Source organism: Arthrobacter sp. 05L421 (genome assembly GCF_056397785.1).
Genome location: NZ_JBFTOC010000007.1, coordinates 1 through 25,455, shown reverse-complemented (window position 1 = coordinate 25,455; position 25,455 = coordinate 1). Strand labels below are relative to the sequence as shown.

The following is a 25,455-nucleotide window of genomic DNA, read 5'->3' as shown; positions in this document are numbered from 1 at the left end:
TCCTGTCCGCGTATCCAAGTCGCGTATTCACGCCATGGCTTCACGCCATGGCCGGTTGCCGGTCCTGGGCCCGGTGCGGTCCCTTCGGTAGTCCCTCTGACGAGAGCGGCTGCCGGCCTACTGGCCGGCGTCGGCCTCGCCGGTGTCCTCCCACATGAGATCCAGGTTGCGGAAGACCGGAGGACCGTCGCAGAGGGCGGCCATCTTCGCGGCGAATTCGGAGGTCTCGGGCCGGTTGGAGTTCTCCATGCCCGACTCGTAGGAGTCGAATTCAACGATCGTGAGGTAGGTGCCGGGGCGGTCGCGGTCGGCGGCGGCCATGATGCGGCGGAAGGTCGGGGCCGTGGACCCCTCGGTCCTTGACGGGCGGCCGAGTTGTTCGATCTCCTCGATGCGGGAGGTCTGGAATTCGATGATCTGCACAAACCTGGCCATGACGGCTCCTCGACGGCGGCGGATGCTGATGCGCTTCACGCTAGACCTTCGCCCTTGCCCGTGCAAGGGCGGCGGCAAGCAGTTGCGCGGCATCCGGCGCCGCTGCCGTCGGGAGTCCGGCTACGGGGTCAGCAGGACCTTGATGGCGCGCCTTTCGTCCATGGCGCGGTAGGCCTCGGGCGCCTCCTCAAGGGGCATGACCGAGTCGAACACGCGGCCCGGATTGATGGTGCCGTCCAGCACGTCGGCCAGCAGTTCCGGGATGTACGTCCGGGCCGGGGCCATGCCGCCGCCGATCGAGATGTTGGTGTCGAACAGGAAGCGCAGCGGGGCTTCGGCCCCGCCGGTGGGGACGCCCACAAAGCCGAGGGCGCCGCCCGGGCGGACGCTGTGCAGCGCCTGCTCCATGGATTCCTTGGTCCCCACGCACTCCAGCACGGAGTCGGCCAGGACGCCGCCGAGCAGTTCGCGGACCTTGGCGACGCCGTCGTCCCCGCGCTCGGCCACGATATCGGTGGCCCCGAATTCGCGGGCGATCGCCTGCCGGTCGGCGTGCCGTGACATGGCGATGATCCGCTCCGCGCCGAGGCGCTTGGCGGCCAGCACGCCGCAGAGGCCGACGGCGCCGTCGCCGACGACGACGACAGTCCGGCCGGGGCCGGCCTTGGCGGCGAGGGCCGCGTGGTGGCCGGTGGCCATGACGTCGGAGAGCGTGAGCAGGCTGGCGCGGAGGGCGTCGTCGGGATCGGTGACGCCCGGGACCTTGACCAGCGTGGACTCGGCGAGCGGCACGCGGACAGCCTGGCCCTGGCCGCCGTCGATCCCGTGGCCGGTGTCATCCTTGCCGCCCCAGCCGGCGAGGTGGTCGCACGCGACGGTGACGCCGTTGAGGCACTGGGGGCACTTGCCGCAGCTGACCACGAAGGGGGCGATCACGAGGTCGCCCACGGCCAGGTCCCTGATGTCCTCGCCGATGCTTTCCACCGTCCCGATGAACTCGTGGCCGATCGCGGACGGCTTGTGGGTGGGCTTGACCCCGCGGTAGGGCCACAGATCCGAGCCGCAGACGCAGGAGGCGGTGACCTTCACGACGACGTCGGTGGGCAGCTGGATTGTCGGGTAGTCGCGGTCTTCGACTCGGATGTCGCCGGGGCCGTGGATGATGGTGGCGCGCATGGGGGCTCCTCGCATGGTGATGGGTGGGCTTGGATTGAGTTTAGTCTCCCCGGCGCCATTGGCCGTTTCGAGCCGTGAGAAGCAACGCGGGGTCAGATACGGCCCATGGAGGCACCCGCCACCGGCCGTATCTGACCCCGCGTTGCTTTTTAGACGGCTTCGAGCACGCTGACATAGTTCGCGATGCCCACGCCGCCCATGTTCTGCACCGCGGCCCGGCGCGGGTTGGCCAGCTGCATGGCTCCGGCCGTGCCGGTGAGCTGCATGGCGGCGATGACGTGCTGGGAGACGCCGGTGGCGCCGACGGGGTGGCCCTTGGCCTTGAGCCCGCCGGAAACGTTTACCGGCAGCTTGCCGTCCTTGAAGACCCAGCCTTCCTCGAGCGCACGGGCGCCCTGGCCGCGTTCGGTCAGTCCCATCGCCTCGTACATGAGCAGTTCGGCGATGGTGAAGCAGTCGTGGACCTCGGCGAAGTCCAGGTCCTCCAGCCCGACGCCGGCCATCCCCAGGGCCCGCTGCCAGGAAGCCCGCGTGGCGGCGAATTCGGTCGGGTCCCGGCGCTCGGCCGGGAAGAAATCATTCGCCTGGCCGAAGCCGGCGAGCCGTACCGGGGCGGTGGCCCCACCCGTAGGAGCGACGCTGAGGACGACGGCGGCGGCGCCGTCGGACACGGGGGAGCAGTCCGTGCGGCGCAGCGGATCCGCCACCATCGGGTTCTTGTCCGAGACGGTGCGGCAGAACTCCTCGCCGAGGTCTTTGCGGAGCTGGGCGTAGGGGTTGTCGACGCCGTTGCGGTGGTTCTTCGCCGCGATGGTGCCCAGGACGTCGCCGAGTCTTCCGTTGCCGTCCCCGTAGCGCTTCCCGTAGTGCTTCGCGACCTCCGCGAAGAGCCCGGTGAACCCTGTGGTGGAGGCCTTGCCGGCCATGTCGTAGTCCGCGCCGAGCAGGGCCGCGCCCACGACGTCGGCCCCGGCGTGCGTCATCTTCTCGGCGCCGATCACCAGGACGGTCTTCGCGGTGCCGGCCAGCAGGGATTTGGTGCCCTGCTGGAAAGCGGCCGATCCGGAGGCGCACGCGTTTTCGACCCGGGTGGACGGCACGTTGGCCAGCTGGTCGGAGACCTGCAGCGCCAGGGACGACGGGAAGGCCAGCGGCATCATCCCGGAGTTGAACTGACCGAGGTAGATTTCATCGATCTGGCCGGCCTCGATCCCGGCGTTGCCGATCGCCTCGGTGGCGACCTGGACAATCAGGGATTCCAGGGTCTGGTCCTCCAGCTTGCCGAAGCGGCTGTGACCCCAGCCGGTGAGCAGGACGTCCTTGCCGAACTGGTCTTTGAGGCTCATGCTCCCGCCACCTCCGCTACGGTTTCTTCGATCTGTGCGGTTCCCTTGGGTTCCAGGGCGACGTCGAACTCTGCCTCGGTCTTTTCGCGAATCTCCTCCACGGTGACGCCGGGGGCCAGCCGGGTCAGCGTCAGCTGCCGGCCTGTTCCGTGGTCAGGCTTGATCAGGTCGAAGACCGCGAGATCGCTGATGATGCGGTTCACGCAGCTGAGCCCGGTGAGCGGCAGCGTGCATTCCCTGACGATTTTGGCGGTGCCGTCCTTGGCGTTGTGCTCCGTCAGGACCACGACGCGCGGGGTGCCGGCCACGAGGTCCATGGCGCCGCCCATGCCCTTGACCATCTTGCCGGGGATGGTCCAGTTGGCGAGGTCGCCGGCGCCGGAGACCTGCATGGCGCCGAGGATGGCAACCTTCACGTGGCCGCCGCGGATCATGCCGAAGGAGGCCGCGGAGTCGAAGATGCTGCCGCCGGGCAGGACTGTGACGGTCTGCTTGCCGGCGTTGATGAGGTCGGCGTCTTCCTCGCCCTCGTAGGGGAACGGGCCCATGCCAAGCAGGCCGTTCTCGCTCTGCAGGACAACGCGGACGCCGTCGCGCAGGTTGTTGGCCACCAGCGTTGGGATGCCGATGCCGAGGTTGACGTAGTCGCCGTCGTTCAGTTCTTCGGCCGCGATGGCGGCCATTTCATCTCGGGTCCAAGCCATGGTGATTCTCCTGAAAACGTGTGGGTGGGCGGCGCTCAGGCCGGATTAGACGGTGACGGCGGATGCGGCGTGCGCCGCATCTGCTTCCGCTTCGGCCCGGGGGCGGACGGTGCGCTGTTCGATGTCCTTGACCCGGCCGCTGGCCTGGACCAGGCGCTGGACGAACACGCCGGGGGTGATGATGTGGTTCGGGTCCAGCTGGCCCGGCTCGACGATCACTTCGGCTTCGGCGACCGTCACGGCGCCGGCCGTAGCCACCACCGGATTGAAGTTCTGGGCGGTGTACCGGTAGATCAGGTTCCCGTCGGTGTCGGCAGTGTGCGCGTGGACCAGCGCGACGTCGGCCTTGATGGCGCGTTCCTGAACGAACGTCTCGCCGTCGAACTCCGCCAGCGGCTTGCCTTCGGCGACGAGGGTGCCCACACCGGTCTTCGTGTAGAAGGCCGGGATGCCGGCGCCGCCGGCGCGCAGCCGCTCGGCAAGGGTGCCTTGCGGGGTGAATTCCACCTCGAGCTGGCCAGCGAGGTACTGCTCGGCGAAGAGCCTGTTCTCCCCGACGTAGGAGGCAATGACCTTGCGGACCTGGCCGCCTTCGATCAGTATGCCGAGGCCCTTGCCGTCCACGCCCATGTTGTTGGAGACGACCGTCAGGTCCTTCACCCCGGAGTCCCGCACCGCCTCGATCAGGTCGGCGGGGATCCCGCTGAGGCCAAAACCGCCCACGGCGAGCGTCATGCCGTCCCGCAATACGTCCTGCAGGGCAGCCGCTGCCCCGGATTTCACCTTTGACATTGCATCTCCTCATTGAGCCTTAGAGTCACCGGCGGGCCGGGCTTCGAAGCCCGACGCAGCGATCCACTTTGTGGACTGTTCATCTGAAGAAGGAGCCTATGGTGTGGCGTGGAGCACTGTCAACGCCGGATTTACGCTGAGACGGGTGCAATTTTACAGTGTGGACGGTAAGCTGGTGGGTGTCCACAATGTGGAAATTTACGTGGAAATACCCGAGGAATCGCGAGGAACAAAGATGAATTCCGTCCCCGTGCAGGGCGCCCAGGTGGTGAGCCGGGTCGCGGCCCTCCTCAGGATTGTGGGCCAGAAGCCGGACGGCTCCCCGCTGGTGGAGCTGGTGCGCGAGTCGGGCCTGACGCGCCCCACAGTGCACCGGCTGCTCAGCTCCCTGGCGGCCGAGGGGTTGCTGGACCAGGATCCGGGCAGCGGCAACTGGGTCCTGGGCCCTGAGATCCTGCTGCTGGGGTCCGTGGCCTCGGCGCGTTTCCCCTTGGAGGACATCGCGAGGCCGAGCCTCCGGCGCCTCGCCGAAGAGACTGGCGAGAGCGCGTTCTTTTCCATCCGCCGCGGCAACGAAACGGTGTGCCTTCTCCGGGAGGAAGGCAGCTTCCCGGTCCGTTCCTTCGTGCTGCATGAGGGCGTGCGGTTTCCGCTCGGCGTGGCCTCCGCCGGCACCGCCATCATGGCATTCCTGCCGGCAGAGGAGCAGGAAGAGATGCTCGCAAACTGGGCAGCGCACGCCGGCGCCTTTGCGGCCGGTCACACCCAAGCGCGTGTCCGGGAAAACCTCGAAGCCACCCGGCAGGCCGGCTATTCGGTCAACCCGGGGCTGGTCCTGGAAGGCAGCTGGGGGATGGGCGCGGCGGTCTTCGACCAGCGGGGCCGCCCCGCCTGGGCACTGTCCCTGACCGGCATCGAGCCGCGCTTCAGGGAGGAGCGCCGCCCGCAGCTGGGCCGGCTGCTCATGGATGAGGCCCACCGCATCTCGCTGCTGCTGCAGGGCTAAGGCTAGGGGTTCCGGGCGTTAGGGCTTAGCGGACGTCCCGACGCGTCGTGGGTCACGAGCTGCTGCCGTCCGGGGCACATTGGCGCGGACACGCCGGACCTTGGCGGCTATGCGGGTTGTTCGGGGGCTCAAAGTGCCTGCGGAGTGCTGGCTATTTCCACCACGTATCGAAAATCGTCACCGGGACTGTGCGTTTGTGGCGGGTCCGCAGGTACATCGCCTCGATCCGTTCCGCCGCGGCCTCGGGCACGTCGCGGCCCTCGAGGTAGTCATCGATCGTGTCGTAGCCCAGGCCGAGTTCGTCCTCGTCGGTGCGGCCGGGCTTGCCGTCCAGGAGGTCCGCCGTCGGGATCTTTTCCCAGATCCGCGCGGGGGCGCCGAGCTCGGCGAGCAGCGCACGGTTCTGGCGCTTGTTGAGGCCGAACAGCGGCAGGATGTCCGCGCCGCCGTCGCCGAACTTGGTGAAGAACCCGGTGACGGATTCAGCACCGTGGTCCGTGCCGATCACCAGGTAGTTGTGCTCGCCGGCCAGGGCGTACTGGGCAATCATCCGGGTCCGCGCCTTGGTGTTGCCCTTGTGGAAATCGGAGATGTCCGTGCCCACCGTCTTCTGGAACTCGTCCTCGAAGCCGTCCACGGCGGCCGAGATGTTGAACGTCCACTCGGTCTTGGCGCGGATGAAGTCCAGGGCCGCCTGGGCGTCGTCCTCGTCGTGCTGAACTCCGTAGGGCAGCCGCACGGCGACGAAATTCGCCTCGACGCCCTCGGCCTCGAGCTCCTCGACCGCCAGCTGGGCCAGCCGCCCGGCCAGGGAGGAGTCCAGGCCGCCCGAGATGCCCAGGACGAAGCCCCTGGTATGGGTCGCCTTGAGGTATTCCTTCAGGAACATCACGCGCTTGCGCACCTCCCCGGCGGGGTCGATCCGGGGCTGAACGCCCATTTCCTCGATGATCTTCGCCTGGAGTTCACGCATGCCTCACAGCCTAGCCAGCGCTGTCAACAACGCTCAACTGTTGCGGCCGGGCCTGCCGGTCGACGAAGGCATAGGCGTGGGAATGGCGCTACGACGGCGGATCGGCGCTGCGCTTTTGGACCGGCGCTGCGCATTTGGGCCGTCGCTACGCGGATACCCGTCGCGCAGGGCAGGGTGCGCAGCGCGCGCCAGGAACCGTCGCGAAAACCGGGATGCGCCGCGAAAACCGGTCGCGCGCCATCCCGGCACACCCGCGCGGCCCATGAACGCCAGGCTTAGCGCTCGTGCCGGGCCGGTCCTGTGGAGCCGCGGACCGTGAGGTGGGTGGGCATCACGGACCGGCTCCGGGTGCCGCCCCAGCCGAGCGGGTTCAGCTGGGCCAGCAGCATGGAGACCGCCACGCGTCCGGCCTGTTCGATCGGGGAGGCCATGGTGGTCAAGGGCGGGTTGCAGAAGTCGGCGCCGAAGATGTCATCGCAGCCCACAATGCTCATGTCGTCCGGGACGCGGATGCCGCGTTCGCGAAGGCGCTGGAGCATGCCGATGGCGATGAGGTCGTTGAACGCGATGCACGCGGTGACCCCACTATGTACGGCGGCGTCCGCGGCGGCCGCGCCGGACTGCGTCTTGGGGGCGAAGGGGCCCAGCCGGCGCACTTCCACGCCGCGCTCCTCGGCTGCCCCGGACAAGGCAGTCCACCGCCGTTCGCTGGACTGCGACGTCGGCGGGCCGGCCACGTAGGCGACGCGGGCGTGTCCCAGCGAGATCAGGTGGTCCAGCGCCTGGCTGGTGGCGGACGGCGTGTCGATCAGGACCGCGGGAACACCGGGCACGTCACGGTTGATGGTGACCATGGGCATCTTCGCCGCCGCGTCCAGCAGTGCATCGTCGCTGAGGCGGGATGCGGCAACGATGATGCCGTCGGCGCTCTTGCGCAACTGCTCCACGGTGCTGGCCTCCACCTCGTCGGATTCTTCCGTGTCCACCAGCAGCTGGGTGTATCCGGCCGCCTTGAGCTGGAGCTGGGTGCCCCTGATGAGGTCGAAGTAGAACGGGTTGGTGATATCCGGGACCAGGACTCCCACTGCGCCCGTGCGGCCGGAACTCAGGGCCTTCGCCTGGCTGTTGGGGGTGTAGTGCAGCTGGGCTGCGGCTGCCTCGATCCGCTGCCGCGTCCTGACATTGACTCGGTCCGGCGTGGAGAGCGCCCGGGAAACAGTGGACGCCGCCACCCCGCAGAGAGCGGCGATGTCATGGATGGTGGCCGGGCGGTCCACTGCTGCTGGTCGCGTCGTCGCCACGGCGCTCCTCTCTGAACGTGGTGGCCGGGCCGTGTCGGCCGGGTCGGATGGCGGCCCTGTGATTGCCGCCACAGACCCGGTCAGCAAAGAATGCCACAGATTGTCAAAGTTTGGCAATCGGTTGTCATTTGACTGTGGCACTAGCTAGACTGGGTTGAACACCGTTTGTGAACTGCGTCACCGCGCTGGAGCCGGAAGCTGCCCGCGGCGGCCGCGAAACCCAGGAGATCCGCGTGAGCAAAATACCAACAGCAGTCTGGTCGCTTTCAGGCTTCGGCGATGAAATAGATCCTGACCCGGCAGTTCAAGCCGCCGTGCTGCTGGCACTGGGTGCAAGCCACATCGAGGTGCGCAGCGCCTGGGGCACCAATGTCTCCGAGCTGGAGCCCGAACGGGTCGCCCGGCTCAAGGAAATCCTCAATGAGAAGGGCCTCAAGGTCTCGGCCGTGGCCAGTCCCATCGGCAAAGTGGACGTGAGCCTGCCCGTGGAGCATGAACTGGCAAGGCTCCGCCAGATCATTGCGGTGGCCAAGGGGCTGGAGACAAAATACGTCCGGATCTTCTCCTTCTACCGGGAAGAAGGCCGCACTGCTGACGACATCCGCGGGGACGTCCTGGTCCGCATGGGCGCCCTTGCAGCGCTCGCCGAGGAATCCGGCGTCGTGCTCCTGCATGAGAATGAAAAGGGCATCTACGGCGATACGCCGCAGCGCGTGCTGGACATCATGGAGTCCGTGAACTCGCCCGCGCTCCGCGTCGCGTGGGACAACGCCAACTTCGTCCAGGTGGGCGTCAAGCCCTACACCGAGGGCTACGCCATGCTGCGGCCCTACCTGGAGTACTTCCAGGTCAAGGACGCGCTCGCCACCAGCGGGGAAGTGGTCCCCTCCGGCGAGGGCGATGGCGAGCTCGACGCCACGATCGCCGCCCTCAAGGCGGACGGGTACGCCGGCTTCGCCTCGCTGGAACCACACCTGGCCAGCGCCCACGAACTCGGCGGCTTCTCGGGCCCGGTGGCCTTCGGCACGGCGGCCCGCGCCTTCGCCGCGCTGGCCGCGATGAACCAGATCGAACTCGTCTAGCCGACCTCATTTAGCAGGACCGTAACACCACCAAGAAGTAGGGAGCTCCGGATGCCAAAGGCGGCAATCATCGGCTGCGGCGACGTGTCGATCGTGCACTTTGAGGCACTTGCAGGGATGGACGACGCCGAATTGGTGGCTGTCTGTGACACGGATCCGGGGCGCCGAGCCGCGGCGCAGGAGGCTCGCGGGGTTCCCGGCTTCGAGGACTATCGCGACATGCTCGAGGCGGCCGCCCCGGACGTTGTGCACGTCACCACCCCGCATCACGAGCATGCAGCAATCGCCATGGAATGCCTGCGTCGCGGTGTCCATGTGGTGCTGGAAAAGCCCCTGGCGCACACCCTGGCCGAGGGCGAAAGGCTGCTGGCCGCTGCTGCTGACAGCACGGCGAAAATTGGCCTGTGCTTCCAGAACCGCTACAACGCCCCGGTGCAGGAAATGCGCCGACTGCTGGACTCCGGCGAACTCGGCAAGGTGCTCGGGGCCTCTGCCACGGTCATGTGGCACCGGCAGCCCGACTACTACCTGAGCCGGCCCTGGCGCGGAAGCTGGGGCGAGGGCGGCGGCGGCCTGATGATGAACCAGGCCATCCACACTGTTGACCTGCTGCAGTGGCTGGTAGGCGACGTCGTCGAGCTCGCCGGCAGCGCCTCGACCCATGCGCTGGCAGAAGCTATCGAGGTGGAGGACACGGCGGAGTTCGCCGCGCTCCACAGCAACGGCGCCCGCAGCGTCTTCTACGCCACGCTCGCGAACACGGTCAACGCGCCGGTCACCCTGGATATCAGTACCGAGGCGGCAACACTGAGCCTGCGCGGAGACTTGACCGTCGCCTACGAGGACGGGCGCAGCGAGGTGGTGCGGGAACGCGCCGTCGGCTCCGGCGGCCGTTCCTACTGGGGTGTCTCGCATGCTCTGCTGATCGCAGATTTCTATGCCGGTCTGGCGCAGCCGGGCCCGTTTTGGATTGACGCCGCCGAAGGGGCGAAGTCGCTGCGGATCGTGAAGGACCTCTACCGGCAGTCCTACCCCGGCTCTGAGGAAAAAGTGTCCTAGCCGGACGCGTTTGCGCGGCGTTCGCAACCCCGGGGCGCCTGCATCACTGCGTGCGGGCTGCCGGCGCGCCCCTCGCGCGGCCCAGCCAGAGCACTCGTCCCGCAATAAATCAAAAAGGTTATGACAACCGGTTGCCAGAAATGGCAACCCAACGTACGCTGAACCCACAAGCGGCAATGTGGCCCAAGCCACATTGCCGCCGCCATGGTCCGAAGCAACGGACCCGTCAAGCGATCCAAAGGAGCCAACAATGAAGTTCGGTCCCCGGGCAGCAGCTGCTGCCCTCATCCTCAGCGCGTCCCTCGCGCTCACAGCCTGTGGCGGCGGCGCCACAGGCACCGCGGCCACGGGCACCGCGGCCACGGCCCTGACGATCGGCACCATCCAGGACGTCCGGTCCTGGGACCCCGCCCAGGCGCACGTCGGTCACGTCCTCCAGCCTTACCAGGCCGTCTATGACACCCTGATCCTGCGCCAGCCGGACGGAAAGCTCAGCCCGATGCTGGCCACGGCGTGGAAGTACAACGCAGCCAGCACCAAGCTGACGGTGGACCTGCGCACGGACGTCACGTTCAGCGACGGCGCCAAGTTCGACGCCGAGGCCGCGAAGGCCAACATGGACCACTTCAAGAAGGCCAACGGCCCGCAGATGGCCCAGCTCAACGCGGTCAAAGACGTGGCCGTTGTGGACGCCGATACCATCGACATCAACCTCACGGCCCCGGACCCGGCCCTGGAGTACTTCCTGAGCCAGGCCGCAGGCCTGATGGGCAGCCCCAAGGCGCTCGGAACCGACGCCATCAAGACCGAACCGGTGGGCTCCGGCCCGTATGTGATGGACAAAGCAGCGTCGGTGAAGGATTCCCAGACGGTGTTCACGGCCCGCAAGGACTACTGGAACAAGGACCTTCAGAAGTACCAGAAGCTCACGTTCAAGATCCTGACCGACCTGACGGCCCGCACCAACGCCCTGGTCTCCGGCCAGGTGGATGCGACGATCCTGGACCCCAGGAACGGCAAGCAGGCCGAGGGCGCCAAGATGCAACTGGCGGCCAACGAGGTCGACTGGCAGGGCCTGCTCCTCCTGGACCGGGACGGTGCCAAGAACCCGGCGCTGAAGAACGTCAAGGTCCGCCAGGCGATCAACTACGCCTTTGACCGCAAGACCATCCTGGACCAGGTCATGCTGGGCCAAGGCACTCCGACGTCCCAGCCGTTCGGCAAGGCCAGCGGGGCCTGGACCGAAGAACTGGAGAACTATTACAGCTACGACCCGGCCAAGGCCAAGCAGCTGCTCAAGGAGGCCGGCTACGAAAACGGCGTCACCCTGGAAATTCCGAGCGTTCCCGGTTTCGAAACCCAGATTTCCGTGGTCCAGCAGCAGCTGGCAGACGTCGGCATCACCCTGAAGGTGGGCGCCGCGCTGACCAACACCTTCACCTCCGATGTTGCCGCGCAGAAGTACACCACCATGTACTTCTCCCTCTTCCAGGGCGAGCCGACGGTTGCGGTCAACCAGATCATTTCCACCAAGGCGCTCTACAACCCGTTCAAGAACGCGACGCCGGAACTGGATGCCAAGATTGAGGCCGTGCGCGCCGGCGGTGCCGACGCGGGCAAGCTGGCCCAGGAAGTCAACAAGTACGTGGTGGAGCAGGCATGGTTCGCACCGCTCTTCCGGGTGAACCAGATGTACTACCACAATGCCAAGGTGAACGTAACGCCGCAGATCCAGCAGGCGGTCCCGTCCATCTACAACTACTCACCGGCCAAGTAGGACCCCATGATCAGGTTCATTGCGAAAAGGCTGGGCAGCGGGCTGGTGGTGCTGTTTGTTGTCTCGGCACTTACTTTCTTCCTGCTGTATACCTCCAGCGGGAGCATCGCCAGGAACATCCTGGGCGACCAGGCCACCGCCGAACAGGTGGCGCTGAAAGAACACGAGTTGGGGCTGGACCAGCCCCTGCTGGTCCGCTACCTCGCATGGGTTCTCGACGCACTGAGCGGAAACCTTGGCGCTTCCTGGTTCACCTCGGAACCGGTGGCCAACTCGCTGGCCAGCCGGATCCCGGTGACCATGACCATGGTCTTCGCCGCAATGATCCTGATCGCCCTGTGTGCAGCACTGATCGGTGTTGCCGCTGCGGTCAAGCGCGGCTGGGTAGACAGGGTGGTCCAGGTTGGCGCCATCATCGGCGACTCCATTCCGGGGTTCGTCATCGGCGTCATCCTGGTCACCATCCTGGCCATCCAGCTGGGGCTCTTCCCGGCCACGAGCACCATCTCCCCGGACGCCGGGGCCGATGCGTGGGTCTATTCCATGTCGCTTCCGGTGATCGCACTGCTGATCAACGGCGTCACCGGCGGAGCGCAGCAGATCCGCAGCGCCGTCATCAAACAACTCGAGCGGGACTACGTCCGCACCCTGCGCAGCCGCGGAATCGGCGAGCGCGAAATCCTGTTCAAGCACGTCCTGCGCAGCGCCGCTCCGGCCGGACTGACCGTCCTGAGCCTGCAGCTGATCAGCATGCTTGGCGGCGTGGTGATCATCGAGCAGATCTTTGCCCTTCCCGGCATGGGACCGCTGGCGGTCGCCGCTACAGGCCAGTCGGATCTTCCGGTGGTGATGGGCGTCGTGATGTACACGGTGGTGGTCGTCATTGTCGTGAACCTGTTGGTCGACATTTTCAATGGCTGGCTCAACCCGAAGGTACGTGTGTCATGAGCGATTCTGCAGAAACCGCGGCAGCCGCCGCTTCCATACCTTCCGCTCCTCCGCCCTCCGTTCTAACGGGGCAGAGCGGGACGGTGGTCCGTTCCACCGTCATCCGCCGGTTGTTCAAGAACCCCCTGGGCATCGTTGCAATCACGATCCTGCTGGCGATCGCGCTCCTGGCCATACTGGCCCCGGTCCTGGCACCCTTCGACCAGAACTACGCCAACATTGCCAAGACCCTCGCCGCCCCGGATTCGGCCAACGTCCTGGGAACGGACAGCGCCGGGCGCGATGTCTGGAGCCGGCTGCTGTTCGGTGCGCAGCTGACGCTGCTGTCCGCCCTGCTCTGCGCCGGCGTGGCCATTGGCATCGGCCTGCCGGCCGGCCTGATCGCCGGCTATTACGCCGGCAAGTTCGAGGCAGTCTCGAACTGGGTGGTCAGCATCCTCATGAGCCTTCCCGGGCTGATCGTGCTGCTGACCATCCGGGCGGCGTTCGGCCCCTCGGTGTGGATCTCCATGATCGCCTTCGGCATCCTCATCAGCCCGTCCTACTTCCGGCTGACCCGCACGGCCGTCCAGTCGGTCCGCAATGAGCTTTACGTTGATGCCGCGCGGGTCTCCGGCCTTTCGGACCTGAGCATCATCGCCCGTCACATCTTCTCGGTGGTCCGTGCCCCCATCATCATCCAGACCGCGGCCATCGCCGGCGTGGCCATCGCCATCCAGTCCGGCCTGGAGTTCCTCGGCCTGGGCGATCCCACCAAGGCAACGTGGGGCGTCATGCTCTCCGAGGGCTTTAAGAACGTCTACCTGACCCCGACCCTGCTATTCTGGCCGGCGCTGGCCATGGCGCTGACCATCGGCGCCCTGGTGCTGCTGGGCAACGCCATCCGCGACGCTCTCGAGGACGGCGAAAAGATCAAGCACCGCCGCAAGAAAAGGGCAACGCTGGAAGGTTCGACGGCGGCGCCCGCCGCCGCGCGCCCGCAGCGGAAGTCCGTGGCCGCCGTCGAAGCCGGAACCGAACACCACCTGGTCAAGGTGACCAATCTCGGCGTCGGCTATCCGCAGGCGGACGGTTCCATCAAGAAGGTGGTGGACGACGTCTCGTTCTACGTGGACCGCGGCGAGATCCTGGGCATCGTGGGCGAGTCCGGATCGGGCAAGTCCCAGACGGCCTTCTCCATCCTTGGGCTGCTCCCGGACAATGCCCGCATTGTGGCCGGCTCCATCCAGTTCGACGGCAACTACACCGTGGTCCCTGGCGACGAACGCGTCAGCCAGGAGCGCCTGTCCAAACTGCGCGGCAAACGGATTTCCTACATTCCGCAGGAGCCTATGAGCAACCTGGACCCTGCCTTCACCATCGGCTACCAGCTAGTGACGCCCATGGTGCGCGTCCTCGGGATCTCCAAGGCCGAGGCGAGGAAGCGGGCGCTGAAACTGCTCACGGACGTCGGCATCGCCAACCCGGAACGGACCTTCGCCGCCTACCCGCACGAGGTCTCCGGCGGCATGGCCCAGCGGGTGCTGATCGCCGGAGCGATCAGCTGCGAGCCGGACCTGGTGATCGCCGATGAGCCCACCACGGCCCTGGACGTCACCGTGCAGGCCGACGTGCTGGACCTCCTGCGCGAACTCCAGCAGCGCCTGAACATCGGCGTGATCCTGGTAACTCACAACTTCGGCGTGGTGGCGGATCTCTGCGACCGTGTGGCGGTCATGCAGAACGGGCGCCTCGTTGAGGAAGGATCCGTGCGGGACATCCTCCGCAATCCGAAGGAACCCTACACACAAACGCTTCTGGCATCGATGCTTGAAGGCAAGGAACCCATGTCCATGCTCGTTTCCCCCCGTCAAAAGGAGCCAGTCGCATGAGCACCACGGAAAGCGCTCCGCTGCTCGCGGTGGACCAGTTGGTGGTTGAGTACCCCAGCAAGCACTTCCGGGCCAAGCCCTTCCGCGCCCTGACGGACATCAACATCACCATCGGCCGGGGCGAAACCCTGGGCCTGGTGGGGGAGTCCGGTTCCGGCAAGACCACCCTGGGCCGCGCCATCCTGGGGCTGGCACCGGTGACCGGCGGGAAGATCAGCTTCGACGGCAAGGACATCAGCCACGCCACCCGCAAGGACCGGAGGGTCCTCAGCCGGGATCTGCAGGTGGTGTTCCAGGACCCGTACACCTCGCTGAACCCCGCCCTGGAGATCGGCGACATCCTCGCCGAACCGCTGGGCGTGCAGGGCATGGAGGCCGCGCCGGCCAAAAAGCGCGTGAAGGAACTGCTGGACCAGGTGGGCCTGCCGTCGGACGCGATTAACCGGCTGCCGCGCGAATTCAGCGGCGGGCAGCGCCAACGCGTGGCGATCGCCCGCGCCCTGGCACTCTCGCCCAAGCTGATCGTCTGCGATGAGCCGGTCAGCGCACTGGACCTGTCCACCCAGGCCCGCGTGCTGGACCTGTTTCTGCAGATCCAGAAGGACACCGGGGTGTCCTACCTGTTCGTCTCGCACGACCTCGACGTCGTCCGGCACATCAGCCACGGCGTCGCCGTGATGTACCACGGCGAGATTGTCGAACAAGGACCGGCCGGCGTCGTCACCACCGACCCGGACCACCCCTACACCCAGCGGCTTCTGCTGGCGTCCCCAGTACCCGATCCGGACCGGCAGGAAGAGCGCCGGGCGGATCGCCACCGGCTGCTGGAAATTCAGCGGCAGCAGAGAGAACAGGCAAGTGCGCTCACCTAGCGCTGTGCGCATGCACTAGGCGGAGGCATCTACCGACATAGCGGTCCTGAGGGCCCGGAAGACCACGGAACCACGGAGGAATACAGTGTCCACAATTGGCGTACAAGCGATGATGCTTAAAGACAGCTTCACCGAACTCGGAGCGTTTGAAACGCTCCGCAAGGTCAGCGCAATCGGCTACAACGCGGTCGAGATCTCCCAGATCCCGATGACGCCGGACAACGTCGCTGAGCTGGACCGTTCCCGCAGCGAACTGGGCATGGATATCGCCGCCTTGTCCGTAGCCATGGAAAGCCCCAAAGGCCGCCCCGGAGATTCACTGGCCGAACACTTCGAAAAGATCGTGGAGGACGCCAAGCGCCTGGACGCGAAGCTGCTGAGGATCGGCATGCTGCCGTTCCCCGCCATGAAATCGATCGACGCCGTCATTGACTTCGCCAAGCAGGCCAACGAATATGCCGAACGCCTGCAGGAGCAGGGCCTGGGCCTGTACTACCACAACCACCACATCGAGTTCGCGAAGTTCGACGGCAAATTCATGCTGGACATCATCGCCGAGAACTCCCCGGCCATGGGCATGGAAATCGACGTCCACTGGGTCCAGCGCGGGGGCCTGGGCCCGGTCCGGACGCTGGAAAAGTATGCCGGCCGCACGGCCATGGTCCACCTGAAGGACTACCGGATCGGCGTCTTGCCGGAGTCCTCCTTCGGGCTGCTGGATTCCGGGGACATCATGGGGTTCATGGCCGAGTTCAAGAACGTGGTCCAGTTCGCCGAAGTGGGCGAAGGCAACCTGGACTTCCCCGCCATCATCCCCGCCGCCCAGGCCGCCGGCGCCCGCTACCTGCTCGTAGAGCAGGACGAACTCTACGGGCGCACCGTGTGGGACGCCCTGCAGACCTCCTACGACAACCTTGTGGCCATGGGCCACTCGAACCTTTTCTAGACCACCCAATGACTACGGAGAATCACTACATGAGCAAGAAAGTACGCCTCGGCATCATCGGCCTGGGCCAGCAGGGCGGCATGTACGCGAAGTTCATCGCTGAGGGCGCAGTCCCCAACATGGTGATCGGCGCCATCTGCGACACCGACCCCGCCAAGAAGGAACTTGCCTCCTCCCAGTACCCGGAGGCGCCCTTCTACGAGGACTACATCGCGATGCTCGAAAGCGGCGACGTCGACGCCGTCGTCACGTGCGTGCCGCACTTCCTGCACCCAGAGATGGGCATCGAGACTCTCAAACGCAACATCCACGCCCTCGTGGAGAAGCCGGCCGGCGTGTACACCAAGCAGGTCAAGGAACTTAACGACTTCGCGGCCTCCAAGCCCGAACTCTCCTTCGCCATCATGTTCAACCAGCGCAACAACCCGCTGTACCAGAAGCTCAAGGAAATCGTCGATAACGGCGAGATCGGTGCCATCCGCCGCACCAACTGGATCATCACCAACTGGTGGCGCCCGCAGGGTTACTACAACTCCAGCGAATGGCGCGCCACGTGGGGCGGTGAGGGCGGCGGTGTGCTGGTCAACCAGGCCCCGCACCAGCTGGACCTGTGGCAGTGGATCTGCGGCGTGCCGAAGTCCGTTTACTCCAAGGTTGCCTACGGCTTCCGCCGCGACATCGCCGTGGAGGACGAGGTCACCGCCGTCGTGGACTACGGCAACGGCGCCACCGGCGTCTTCGTCACCGCCACGCACGACCTCGTGGGAACAGACCGCTTCGAGATCCTGGGCGACCAGGGCAAGATCGTCGTCGAAAACTCCAAGACCGCCACCGTGACCCGCCTGAAGAAGCCCGAGCGTGAACTCAGCGACGGCATGGATATGGACGATGTCCGCAAACTCTTCATGGGGGAGCTGAACCCCGAGGAGTACTACACCACCGAAGTGATCGAGTTCGAGTCCGCCTGGGGCGCGCAGCACTCCGGCGTCCTGGCGAACTTCGCCGCCAACATCCTGGACGGCACACCGCTGCTGGCCCCGGGATCGGACGGCATCAAGGGAGTCCGGCTGGCCAACGCCATCCATCTCTCCAGCTGGAGGGGCACGGAGGTGGGGCTGGACTTCGACGAGGACGAGTTCCTCGCCGAGCTGAACAAGCGCATCGCGGACGAAGGCAAGTTCCCCGAGCGCTCCTAGGCCCGCGCCGCAACCCCAGCCCAACGAGCTCGCAGCTGCGGCCGTTTTGAGCGCTCAAAACGGCCGGAGCTGTGATCCGGTCGGGCGGATGCTCGTTAGGATGGGGCGGTGACTGAACCCAAGACGCCGGACGCTGCCGCAACAACGGGCCCGGCCAAGAAGCACCCCCGGTCCGGAAAGTCCAGCGCCACCATCTACGACATTGCCAAGGTTGCCGGCGTCAACCCATCCACCGTCTCAAGGGCGCTCAGCAAGCCGGGCCGCGTCAGCGCCAAGACGCAGAAACTGATCGAGGACGCCGCCGCCGAGCTGAACTACCAGGTCAACCCGTTCGCCCGTGCGCTGCCCACTGGCCGCACCAACACCTTCGGCCTGATCGTCGCGGACATCACCAACCCCACATTTTTCGACATCATCCGCGGCGCGGAAACGACCGCCACGCAACGGGACTACACCCTGGTTCTGGCCGAATCCGCCGAGTCCGGTGTCACAGAGCTGACGGCAGCCCGCCGGATGATGGCCACGGTGGACGGCCTCATCCTGGCCAGCCCCCGCATGGACGACGACGACATCCGCCAGATCGCCCGCGACAAGCCAGTGGTGGTCATCAACCGCGAGGTCGACGGCGTGCCCTGCGTGGTTCCCGACGTGAACAAGGGCATCAGCGAGGCAGTCCGCAGCCTGGCCGCCAACGGGCACCGCAAGATTGCTTTTGTTGCCGGTCCGCCGCAGTCCTGGATGTCCGCGCGCCGCTGGGAAGGGGTGCAGGCTGCCTGCGAATGGTCCCGGCTCGAGGCCGTGCGGCTGGAATCCACCAAGCCCACCGTCGACGGCGGCCGCCAGGTGGCGCGCGATGTCCGGGCCAGCGGTGCCACGGCCGTGCTGACTTACAACGACCTCCTGGCCATCGGGCTCATGCAGGAACTTCAGGCCGCCGGCATTCTCATCCCGGACCAGATCAGCATCGTGGGCTTCGACGACATCTTCGGGGCGGACTTCACCACGCCGCCGCTCACCACTGTGCGCTCGCCGCTGGGGGAGTGCGGCTCGGGCGCTGCCACGCTGCTGCTTGATCTCCTGCACGGGGATCTTCTGCACAGTGATCTCCTGCAAGGGGCGGGGGCGCCTGCCGCCACCCTGCGCGTCGAGACGGAGCTGGTGCTGCGGGGCTCGAGCGGACGGCTCCTGCCCGCTGACTAGCCTGGCCGGTCACGCCACCCGCAACTTGATGGCAATTACTGGCAACCGATTGACAAGTGCGCGAGGCAAGCCGGACCATTGATCTATGTCACAGTCGATTGCCGCCAACCCAGACCGGCTCCTGCCCGCGGATCCCGGAACGCGCAGCATTGCGCGCGGACTCCTGCAGCACGTCCAGGACCTCCCCATCATTTCCCCGCACGGGCACGTTGACGCTGCAGTCATCGAGCACAACACCCCCTTCCCGGACCCGGCGGCGCTGCTGGTCAGCCCGGACCACTACGTCACCCGGCTGATCCACGCCAGCGGCGTCCCGCTGGACCGGCTGCGCGGCTCCGCCGCCGCGGCACCGGACTCCCGCACGGTCTGGCACGAGTTCTGCAAGGCCTGGCCGCTGTTCGAAGGCACGGCCTCCGGCTACTGGCTCCGCACCCAGTTCGAAAGCGTCTTCGGCCTCCGGCAGGAGATCAGCGCCGAGAGCGCCGATGCCAGCTTCGATGCGATTTCCGCCAGGCTGCTGGAGCCCGGCTTCCGGCCCCGCCAGCTCTTCAAGGACTTCAACATTGAGGTCCTGGCCACCACGGACGACCCCCTGGACAGCCTCGCCAGCCACAAGGCCATCGCCGAGGACCCCACGTTCCACGGCCGCGTCCTGCCCACCTTCCGCCCTGACGCCTACCTCAACTTCGCGCACCCCACGTGGTCCGCGAACGTGGACCGGCTCATCGCGGTAGCGGGCGACGGCGCCACCGGCTATGACGGCTACATCACCGCCCTGGAAAACCGGCGTCGTTACTTCGTGGACCACGGCGCAGTCTCGGCCGACCACGGCGTCCGCACACCGGCAACGCTCAAGCTCGACGCCGGCGACGCGGCCAGGCTGTTCGACCGCGCCCGGTCCGGCCAGGCCACGGCGCAGGACCGCGACGACTTTGAAGCCCACATGATGTACCAGATGGCCAGGATGTCCGTAGAGGACGGCCTGGTCATGACCATCCACCCGGGCGCCTACCGCAACCACCACGAACCAACCTTCAATGCGTTCGGCGCCGACACGGGCCACGACATCCCGTTCGCGGTGAACTACACCGAGGCAATCCGCCCGCTGCTGCAGGACTTCGGCACCGCCAAGGACTTCCACCTGGTGCTCTTCACCCTTGACGAGACCGTATTCTCCCGCGAACTTGCGCCGCTGGCAGGCTTTTACCCCTCCGTCTACCTCGGTGCCCCGTGGTGGTTCCTGGACGCACCGGACGCCATGCTGCGCTTCCGTTCCGCCGTGACCGAAACCGCCGGATTCTCCCGATCCTCCGGCTTCATCGACGACACCCGGGCCTTCTGTTCCATCCCCGCGCGTCACGATGCCTCCCGCCGGATCGAGGCCTCCTTCCTGGCCAGGCTGGTGGCGGAGCATCGCGTCAGCGAGGACCGCGCCCATGAACTGATCGTCGACATCGTGGACGGTTCGCCCCGAAGGGTCTTCAAACTGTGAGCACGGAACTGACTTCCGCACCGGAATCCGAGGTGGCGCCCGCCGTGGAACTTCCCCAACTGAACCGCCGTCTGCGCCCCGGCGCCAAGGCGCCCGTGCGCATCATCCACCTGGGCCTGGGCGCCTTCCACCGCTCGCATCAGGCGTGGTACACCCACCAGGCATCCGACGCCGCGGACTGGGGCATCGCGGCCTTTACCGGCCGCCGCCCCGACGCCGCACTGGCACTGGCCGAACAGGATGGGCTTTACACAATCGTGAACCGGGCCGACGACGGCGACTCCTTCGCCGTGGTCAGCAGCATCGTCGAAGCCGTGGACGGGGCAGATGTGCAGCGGCTGGCGGAGCTGGTTGCCGCTCCGGCCACCGCGGTGATCACGCTGACCGTCACCGAAGCGGCCTACCGGCTCCGTGCCGACGGGCAACTTGACCGCAATGCGCCCGACGTCGCCGCCGACCTTGCGCTGCTGGCGTCCGGCAGCGCCAGCCCGACGACGCCGCTGGGCCGGCTGGTGCTGGCCCTCGCCGCCCGCCGGGCTGCAGGGGCGGGGCCGCTCGCCGTCGTCTGCTGCGACAACCTCTCCAACAACGGCACCGTGGCGCACAACGCCGTGGTGGGCATGGCCGCGGCGTGGGACGCCGGGCTGGCCGGATGGATCCACGCCAACGTCAGCTTCGTCAGCACCTCGGTTGACCGCATCACTCCGCGCACCACCGCTGCGGACATTGCCGCCGTCCAAGCCGCCTGCGGCTACCGCGACACTTCGCCCGTGGTGGCCGAGCCGTTCTCCAACTGGGTGCTCAGCGGGGACTTCCCCGCCGGACGGCCGCGCTGGGAAGACGCTGGCGCCGCATTCGTGACCGAGATCGAGCCGTACGAGAACCGCAAGCTGTGGCTGCTGAACGGCGCACACTCCCTGTTGGCCTATGCCGGCCAGCTTCGGGGCCACACCACTGTGGCAGAGGCCCTGGCGGACCGGCTGTGCCTGCGGGCCGTTGAAAAGTTCTGGGACGAGGCGGAAGCGAACCTGTCCGGGCCCGAGGGAGACACCGCGGATCTGCAGATCCCGGCCTACCGCGCCGCCCTGCTGCAGCGCTTCGGCAACGCACGGATTGCCCACCACCTCGCACAAATCGCGATGGACGGCAGCACCAAGCTGCGGATGCGCGCCGTTCCCGTGCTGCGGGCCGAGCGTGCCGCGGGCAGGTCCGGCGCGGCCGCCGCGCTCATGATTGCGTCCTGGATGGACTACGGTGCCGCCTCCGCCGCGTTCCAGGACCCCCTGGCTGAGGACGTGTCCGCAGCCAACAGGCTCACCGGCGCCGAGCGGATCCGCGCCTTGCTGGCCCTGGTGGATCCGGCCCTGGCCGCCGACGGTTCCGTCGTGGACCTGATTGAAAGCTTGAGCGGAACATTCGGGGAGCGGGCTGTCTCCGCGTAACGCTCCGTGCAAACACTGCTGCCCGACTCCCGGTCACGGGGAGCCGGGCAGCAGTGTTTCGATGAACTTTCAACAAATTTATGGCAACCGCTTGCCATTTGATTGCCACGTGATTAGGATTACAACAAGAGCACAAACCGGCCGCACCGCCGGCCCCCAAATTCCTCCCCCGGCGCTGCCCGCAAAGACGCGATAGGACCTCCAAAAATGCTCAAGCCCCAGGCCAGCAAAACCCGCGAGATGGTCAACCTCGACGGCCTGTACCGCTTCAAGGTGGACTTTGACCGCTCCGGCCACCGGGAGGAATGGTTCAAGGCGCCCCTGGAAACCGGACTGGAAATGGGCGTCCCGGCCAGCTACAACGACGTCTTCCCGGACAAGGCGATCAGGGACCACGTGGGCTACGTCTGGTACCAGCGCGACGTCCGAGTCCCGCGCGGCTGGGCAGGGGAGCGCATCCACGTCCGCCTCGACTCCGCCACGCACGAGGGCATGGTGTGGGTCGACGACACTCTCGTGGCCCAGCACGCCGGCGGCTACATGCCCTTCAGCGCGGACATCACGGACCACGTGACGGCCGGGCAGGTTTTCCGCCTGACGGTCTCCGTCAACAACGAGCTCACACAGGCCACCATCCCGCCGGGAACCATCACGGTCACCGAGGACGGCCGCCGGCAGCAGACCTACCTCCACGATTTCTACAACTACGCAGGGCTGCACCGCAGCCTCTGGCTGTTCAGCACCCCCGCGGTCACTGTCGATGACATCACCGTGGTCACCGGCTTCGACGGAGCAACCGGCAGCGTCGACTACACAATTGCCACCGACGGCGGGACCGGCAGCGAAACCGTCACCGTTTCCCTCCGCGACGCCGATGGCGTCGTGGTCGCCCGCGCCGACGGCGCCTCCGGCACCCTGACGGTCGCCGACGTCGCCCTCTGGAAGCCCGGCGCCGCCTACCTGTACAGCCTCACCGCGGAAATCCGCGACGCCGGCCGGCTGCTGGACAGCTACACCCTGCCAGTGGGCGTCCGCACCGTGGAAGTCCGCGGCAAGGAATTCCTGATCAACGGGGAACCGTTCTACTTCACCGGCTTCGGCATGCACGAGGACCACGTGGCCATCGGCAAAGGCCACAGCAACGCCCAGATGGTCAACGACTTTCAGCTCCTGGACTGGGTGGGCGCGAACTCCTTCCGCACCTCGCACTACCCCTACGCCGAGGAAGTCATGGAGTTCGCGGACCGCCACGGAATCGTGGTGATCGACGAAACCGCCGCCGTCGGGCTGCACCTGGGCTTCGGAGCCGTCTTCGGCGGCATCGCGAAAAAGACCTATGTCGACGGCGGGGTGGATGCCAACACCGCCGCCAACCACCGGCAGGCGATTTCCGAGCTCGTCGCCCGCGACAAGAACCACCCCTCAGTCGTGATCTGGTCGATCGCCAACGAGCCCAACGGTTCGGAGGAGGGTGCCCGCGAGTACTTCGCACCCCTCGTGGAGCTGGCCCGCCGCCTGGACCCCACCCGGCCCGTCGGCTACGTCAACGTCATGTTCGACACCCCGGACAAGGAACTGCTCGGGGACCTGTTCGACGTCATCATGCTCAACCGCTACTACGGCTGGTACCTCAATAACGGTGACCTCGAAACGGCCGAGCAGAGCCTCGAAAAGGAACTGCGCGAGTGGGAAGCCGAGTACGGCAAGCCCATGATCATGACCGAGTACGGGCCGGACACCATGCCCGGCTTCCACTCCATCTATGAACAGCCCTGGAGCGAGGAATACCAGGCCGCGTTCCTGGCCATGTACCACCGGGTCTTCGACCGCGTGGACGCCATGGTGGGTGAACAGGTTTGGAACTTCGCGGACTTCCAGACCTCCAACGGCATCATGCGCGTGGACGGCAACAAGAAGGGCGTTTTCACCCGCGACAGGCGGCCCAAACCCGCCGCCTACGCCCTGCGCCAACGGTGGGCGGCACTGGCCGGCACCAAGAACATCGTTTCCGAGGCGTAGGCCTTAGCGCACATTTTTTCGCCGGGCCCAGGTCCGGCAACGGGTAAAGGAGCCCATTCATGAAAAAGCTGGACAGGCTCAGCATCATCGGCTATGGCGCCGGCGATGCCGCCAACAATCTCGCCTTCACCACTGCCACCATGTTCCTGCTGGTGTACTACACGGATGTGGCCGGGATCTCCGCCGCTGCCGCCGGCACCCTGCTGCTGGTGGTGCGGATCTTCGATGCCTTCGCCGACGTCTTCGCCGGCCGAGTGGTGGACCGGACCTACAGCAAGCGGTTCGGCAAGTTCCGGCCGTTCATCATGTTCGGATCCATCCCGCTGCTGCTGCTCAGCGTGGCAACCTTCTCAATTCCTGAACTCGGCGAATCCGGCACCTTGCTGTACGCCTACGTCACGTACGCCGCCCTGGGCCTGGCCTACAGCCTGGTCAACATCCCCTACGGCTCCCTCGCCGGCGCCATGACCCAGGACCCGGCCGAACGCGCCAAGCTCGGCTCGGCCCGGATGATCGGCGCGCTGCTGGTCGGCTCCGCCCTGGGCATCTTCGTGGCCCCGCTGATCAAGCCGGGCGCCAACCTGCAGGCCACCTTCACCACCATCACCCTGGCGTTCGTCGTCATCGGTGCGGCCCTGTACCTCTTCACCTTCCTGACCGCCAAGGAGCGGGTCCACCGGGCCGTCCCGAACGTCACCTTCAAGCAGAGCATGGACACGCTCAAGGGGAACCGGCCGCTGCTGATGCTGTGCCTGAGCTCCTTCTTCTTCCTGACCGGGTACCTGGCCCTCACCTCGGTCCAGCTGTACTACCTCCGCGACGTCCTGGGACGGCTGGACCTGTACCCCGTGCTGTCCATCACCCAGCTCGTCCTGACCTTCGTGCTGGCCGGCTTCATGCCCAAGCTGGTCCGGAACCTCGGCAAGAAGCGCGTCTACATCTCCTCGTCGCTGGTCACGGTCATTGGCGGCGCCATCGTCTTCTTCACCCCGGCCGGCCAGGTCTGGCTCGGTTTCACCGGCCTGGTCATCAGCCTGGTGGGCGTCCTCGCGGTCAACATCGTGGTGTGGGCACTGGAAGCCGACACCGTCGAATACGGCGAATGGAAAACCGGCGTCCGCACCGAGGGCATCACGTACGCCCTGTTCTCCTTCACCCGCAAGACCGGCCAGGCAGTGGGCGGTGCGCTCGCGGCCTACGCCCTGGCCCTGGGCGGCTACAAGTCCGGCGCCATCCAGACGCCCGACGCCGTCTTCGGCATCCAGCTCGCCGCCGGCGCGCTGCCGGCGGTCATGACCATCCTGGCCGTGCTCGTGATGGCCAAATACACCCTCACCGATGCCATGCATGCCCGGATCCTCACCGAAATCCGTGCCCGGCGCACTGACGGCGACGGCGCCGGAACTCCCGACGGCGAGGGCGCCGGAACCCCCGGCGCAGCTGTTTCCGCCGAGGTCGCGCCGCTGGCGCCCCGTAACTAAGACACTCCCGTAAGAGCAGATAAGGACCTGTTGTGAAAATCATTGCCGCTGAAGTCTTCGTGACCAGCCCCTCCCGGAACTTCGTGACCCTGCGGATCACCACCGAGGACGGGGTGACCGGGATCGGGGACGCGACGCTGAACGGGCGTGAGCTCGCGGTGGCCGCGTATTTGAAGGAGCACGTCGCGCAGCTGCTGATCGGGAAGGACCCGCACCGGATCGAGGACACCTGGCAGTTCCTGTACCGGTCCTCGTACTGGCGCCGGGGCCCGGTGACGATGGCCGCGATCGCCGCGGTGGACATGGCGCTGTGGGACATCAAGGGCAAGCTGGCCGG

The 25,455-nt window shown here is 66.6% G+C and carries 21 protein-coding genes and 1 pseudogene; 15 read left to right on the top strand and 7 right to left on the bottom strand.

The window, feature by feature from the left end:
- Positions 1-117: 117 nt before the first annotated feature.
- The 5 genes from AC1DKQ_RS10200 to AC1DKQ_RS10180 all read right to left on the bottom strand — a co-directional run bounded on the left by AC1DKQ_RS10200 (position 118) and on the right by AC1DKQ_RS10180 (position 4,453).
- Positions 118-474, bottom strand: a complete 357-nt coding sequence (locus tag AC1DKQ_RS10200; RefSeq protein ID WP_476884095.1) for a hypothetical protein — start codon at positions 472-474, stop codon at positions 118-120.
- Between the two features lie 81 nt (positions 475-555).
- Positions 556-1,611 (bottom strand): zinc-dependent alcohol dehydrogenase family protein, encoded by a 1,056-nt coding sequence (locus tag AC1DKQ_RS10195; RefSeq protein WP_476918920.1) that lies wholly within the window; start codon positions 1,609-1,611, stop codon positions 556-558.
- A 149-nt stretch (positions 1,612-1,760) separates the two neighbouring features.
- The gene (locus tag AC1DKQ_RS10190) at positions 1,761-2,957 is read right to left on the bottom strand and encodes an acetyl-CoA acetyltransferase (protein WP_476918919.1); all 1,197 of its coding nucleotides are present in this window, start codon (positions 2,955-2,957) and stop codon (positions 1,761-1,763) included.
- Positions 2,954-3,661, bottom strand: a complete 708-nt coding sequence (locus tag AC1DKQ_RS10185) for a CoA transferase subunit B (protein WP_476918918.1) — start codon at positions 3,659-3,661, stop codon at positions 2,954-2,956. Before AC1DKQ_RS10185 ends, AC1DKQ_RS10190 begins: the two co-directional genes overlap by 4 nt.
- A 45-nt stretch (positions 3,662-3,706) precedes the next feature.
- Complete coding sequence (locus AC1DKQ_RS10180; RefSeq protein ID WP_476886230.1) at positions 3,707-4,453, bottom strand: CoA transferase subunit A; 747 nt, start codon at positions 4,451-4,453, stop codon at positions 3,707-3,709.
- Positions 4,454-4,688: 235 nt separating this feature from the next.
- Between AC1DKQ_RS10180 and AC1DKQ_RS10175 the strand changes: the two genes are divergently transcribed.
- Complete coding sequence (locus AC1DKQ_RS10175; protein ID WP_476918917.1) at positions 4,689-5,459, top strand: IclR family transcriptional regulator; 771 nt, start codon at positions 4,689-4,691, stop codon at positions 5,457-5,459.
- Positions 5,460-5,610: 151 nt separating this feature from the next.
- Here the strand turns inward: AC1DKQ_RS10175 and nadE are convergent, their stop codons facing one another.
- Both nadE and AC1DKQ_RS10165 read right to left on the bottom strand, forming a co-directional pair.
- The gene (gene nadE, locus AC1DKQ_RS10170) at positions 5,611-6,432 is read right to left on the bottom strand and encodes an ammonia-dependent NAD(+) synthetase (RefSeq protein WP_476918916.1); all 822 of its coding nucleotides are present in this window, start codon (positions 6,430-6,432) and stop codon (positions 5,611-5,613) included.
- Positions 6,433-6,707: 275 nt separating this feature from the next.
- Positions 6,708-7,733, bottom strand: coding sequence for a LacI family DNA-binding transcriptional regulator (locus tag AC1DKQ_RS10165; RefSeq protein WP_476886233.1), 1,026 nt, complete (start codon positions 7,731-7,733; stop codon positions 6,708-6,710).
- 227 nt (positions 7,734-7,960) lie between these two features.
- Here AC1DKQ_RS10165 and AC1DKQ_RS10160 point away from each other — a divergent pair, with 227 nt between their 5' ends.
- From AC1DKQ_RS10160 to AC1DKQ_RS10095, 14 genes and pseudogenes are all read left to right on the top strand, one after another.
- On the top strand, positions 7,961-8,815 hold the full coding sequence (locus tag AC1DKQ_RS10160) for a sugar phosphate isomerase/epimerase family protein (protein WP_476919009.1): 855 nt from the start codon (positions 7,961-7,963) through the stop codon (positions 8,813-8,815).
- Positions 8,816-8,866: 51 nt separating this feature from the next.
- Positions 8,867-9,874 (top strand): Gfo/Idh/MocA family protein, encoded by a 1,008-nt coding sequence (locus AC1DKQ_RS10155; protein ID WP_476886234.1) that lies wholly within the window; start codon positions 8,867-8,869, stop codon positions 9,872-9,874.
- Between the two features lie 250 nt (positions 9,875-10,124).
- On the top strand, positions 10,125-11,651 hold the full coding sequence (locus AC1DKQ_RS10150; RefSeq protein ID WP_476918915.1) for an ABC transporter substrate-binding protein: 1,527 nt from the start codon (positions 10,125-10,127) through the stop codon (positions 11,649-11,651).
- A gap of 6 nt (positions 11,652-11,657) precedes the next feature.
- Positions 11,658-12,599 (top strand): ABC transporter permease, encoded by a 942-nt coding sequence (locus AC1DKQ_RS10145; protein WP_476918914.1) that lies wholly within the window; start codon positions 11,658-11,660, stop codon positions 12,597-12,599.
- Positions 12,596-14,470 (top strand): dipeptide/oligopeptide/nickel ABC transporter permease/ATP-binding protein, encoded by a 1,875-nt coding sequence (locus AC1DKQ_RS10140; protein ID WP_476918913.1) that lies wholly within the window; start codon positions 12,596-12,598, stop codon positions 14,468-14,470. The genes AC1DKQ_RS10145 and AC1DKQ_RS10140 overlap by 4 nt, the downstream gene beginning before the upstream one ends.
- Positions 14,467-15,342 carry an ATP-binding cassette domain-containing protein gene (locus AC1DKQ_RS10135; RefSeq protein WP_476918912.1) on the top strand — a complete coding sequence of 292 codons (876 nt, stop codon included), beginning with the start codon at positions 14,467-14,469 and terminating at the stop codon, positions 15,340-15,342. The genes AC1DKQ_RS10140 and AC1DKQ_RS10135 overlap by 4 nt, the downstream gene beginning before the upstream one ends.
- Positions 15,343-15,427: 85 nt before the next feature.
- The gene (locus AC1DKQ_RS10130; RefSeq protein WP_476918911.1) at positions 15,428-16,288 is read left to right on the top strand and encodes a sugar phosphate isomerase/epimerase family protein; all 861 of its coding nucleotides are present in this window, start codon (positions 15,428-15,430) and stop codon (positions 16,286-16,288) included.
- Between the two features lie 29 nt (positions 16,289-16,317).
- Positions 16,318-17,484, top strand: a complete 1,167-nt coding sequence (locus AC1DKQ_RS10125) for a Gfo/Idh/MocA family protein (RefSeq protein WP_476918910.1) — start codon at positions 16,318-16,320, stop codon at positions 17,482-17,484.
- Between the two features lie 108 nt (positions 17,485-17,592).
- Positions 17,593-18,684: a LacI family DNA-binding transcriptional regulator gene (locus AC1DKQ_RS10120; protein WP_476918909.1), complete on the top strand. Its 1,092-nt coding sequence runs from the start codon at positions 17,593-17,595 to the stop codon at positions 18,682-18,684.
- An 85-nt stretch (positions 18,685-18,769) separates the two neighbouring features.
- Entirely contained in the window at positions 18,770-20,176 is a 1,407-nt protein-coding gene (gene uxaC / locus AC1DKQ_RS10115; protein WP_476918908.1) for a glucuronate isomerase, read from the top strand.
- Complete coding sequence (locus AC1DKQ_RS10110) at positions 20,173-21,618, top strand: mannitol dehydrogenase family protein (RefSeq protein WP_476886243.1); 1,446 nt, start codon at positions 20,173-20,175, stop codon at positions 21,616-21,618. The genes uxaC and AC1DKQ_RS10110 overlap by 4 nt, the downstream gene beginning before the upstream one ends.
- A 207-nt stretch (positions 21,619-21,825) precedes the next feature.
- Positions 21,826-23,637: a beta-glucuronidase gene (gene uidA, locus AC1DKQ_RS10105; protein WP_476918907.1), complete on the top strand. Its 1,812-nt coding sequence runs from the start codon at positions 21,826-21,828 to the stop codon at positions 23,635-23,637.
- Positions 23,638-23,696: 59 nt separating this feature from the next.
- A complete protein-coding gene (gene uidB / locus AC1DKQ_RS10100) occupies positions 23,697-25,118 on the top strand; it encodes a glucuronide transporter (protein WP_476918906.1) in 1,422 nt (473 codons plus the stop codon).
- 32 nt (positions 25,119-25,150) lie between these two features.
- A pseudogene (locus AC1DKQ_RS10095) lies at positions 25,151-25,455 on the top strand (bifunctional D-altronate/D-mannonate dehydratase); the annotation flags it as partial.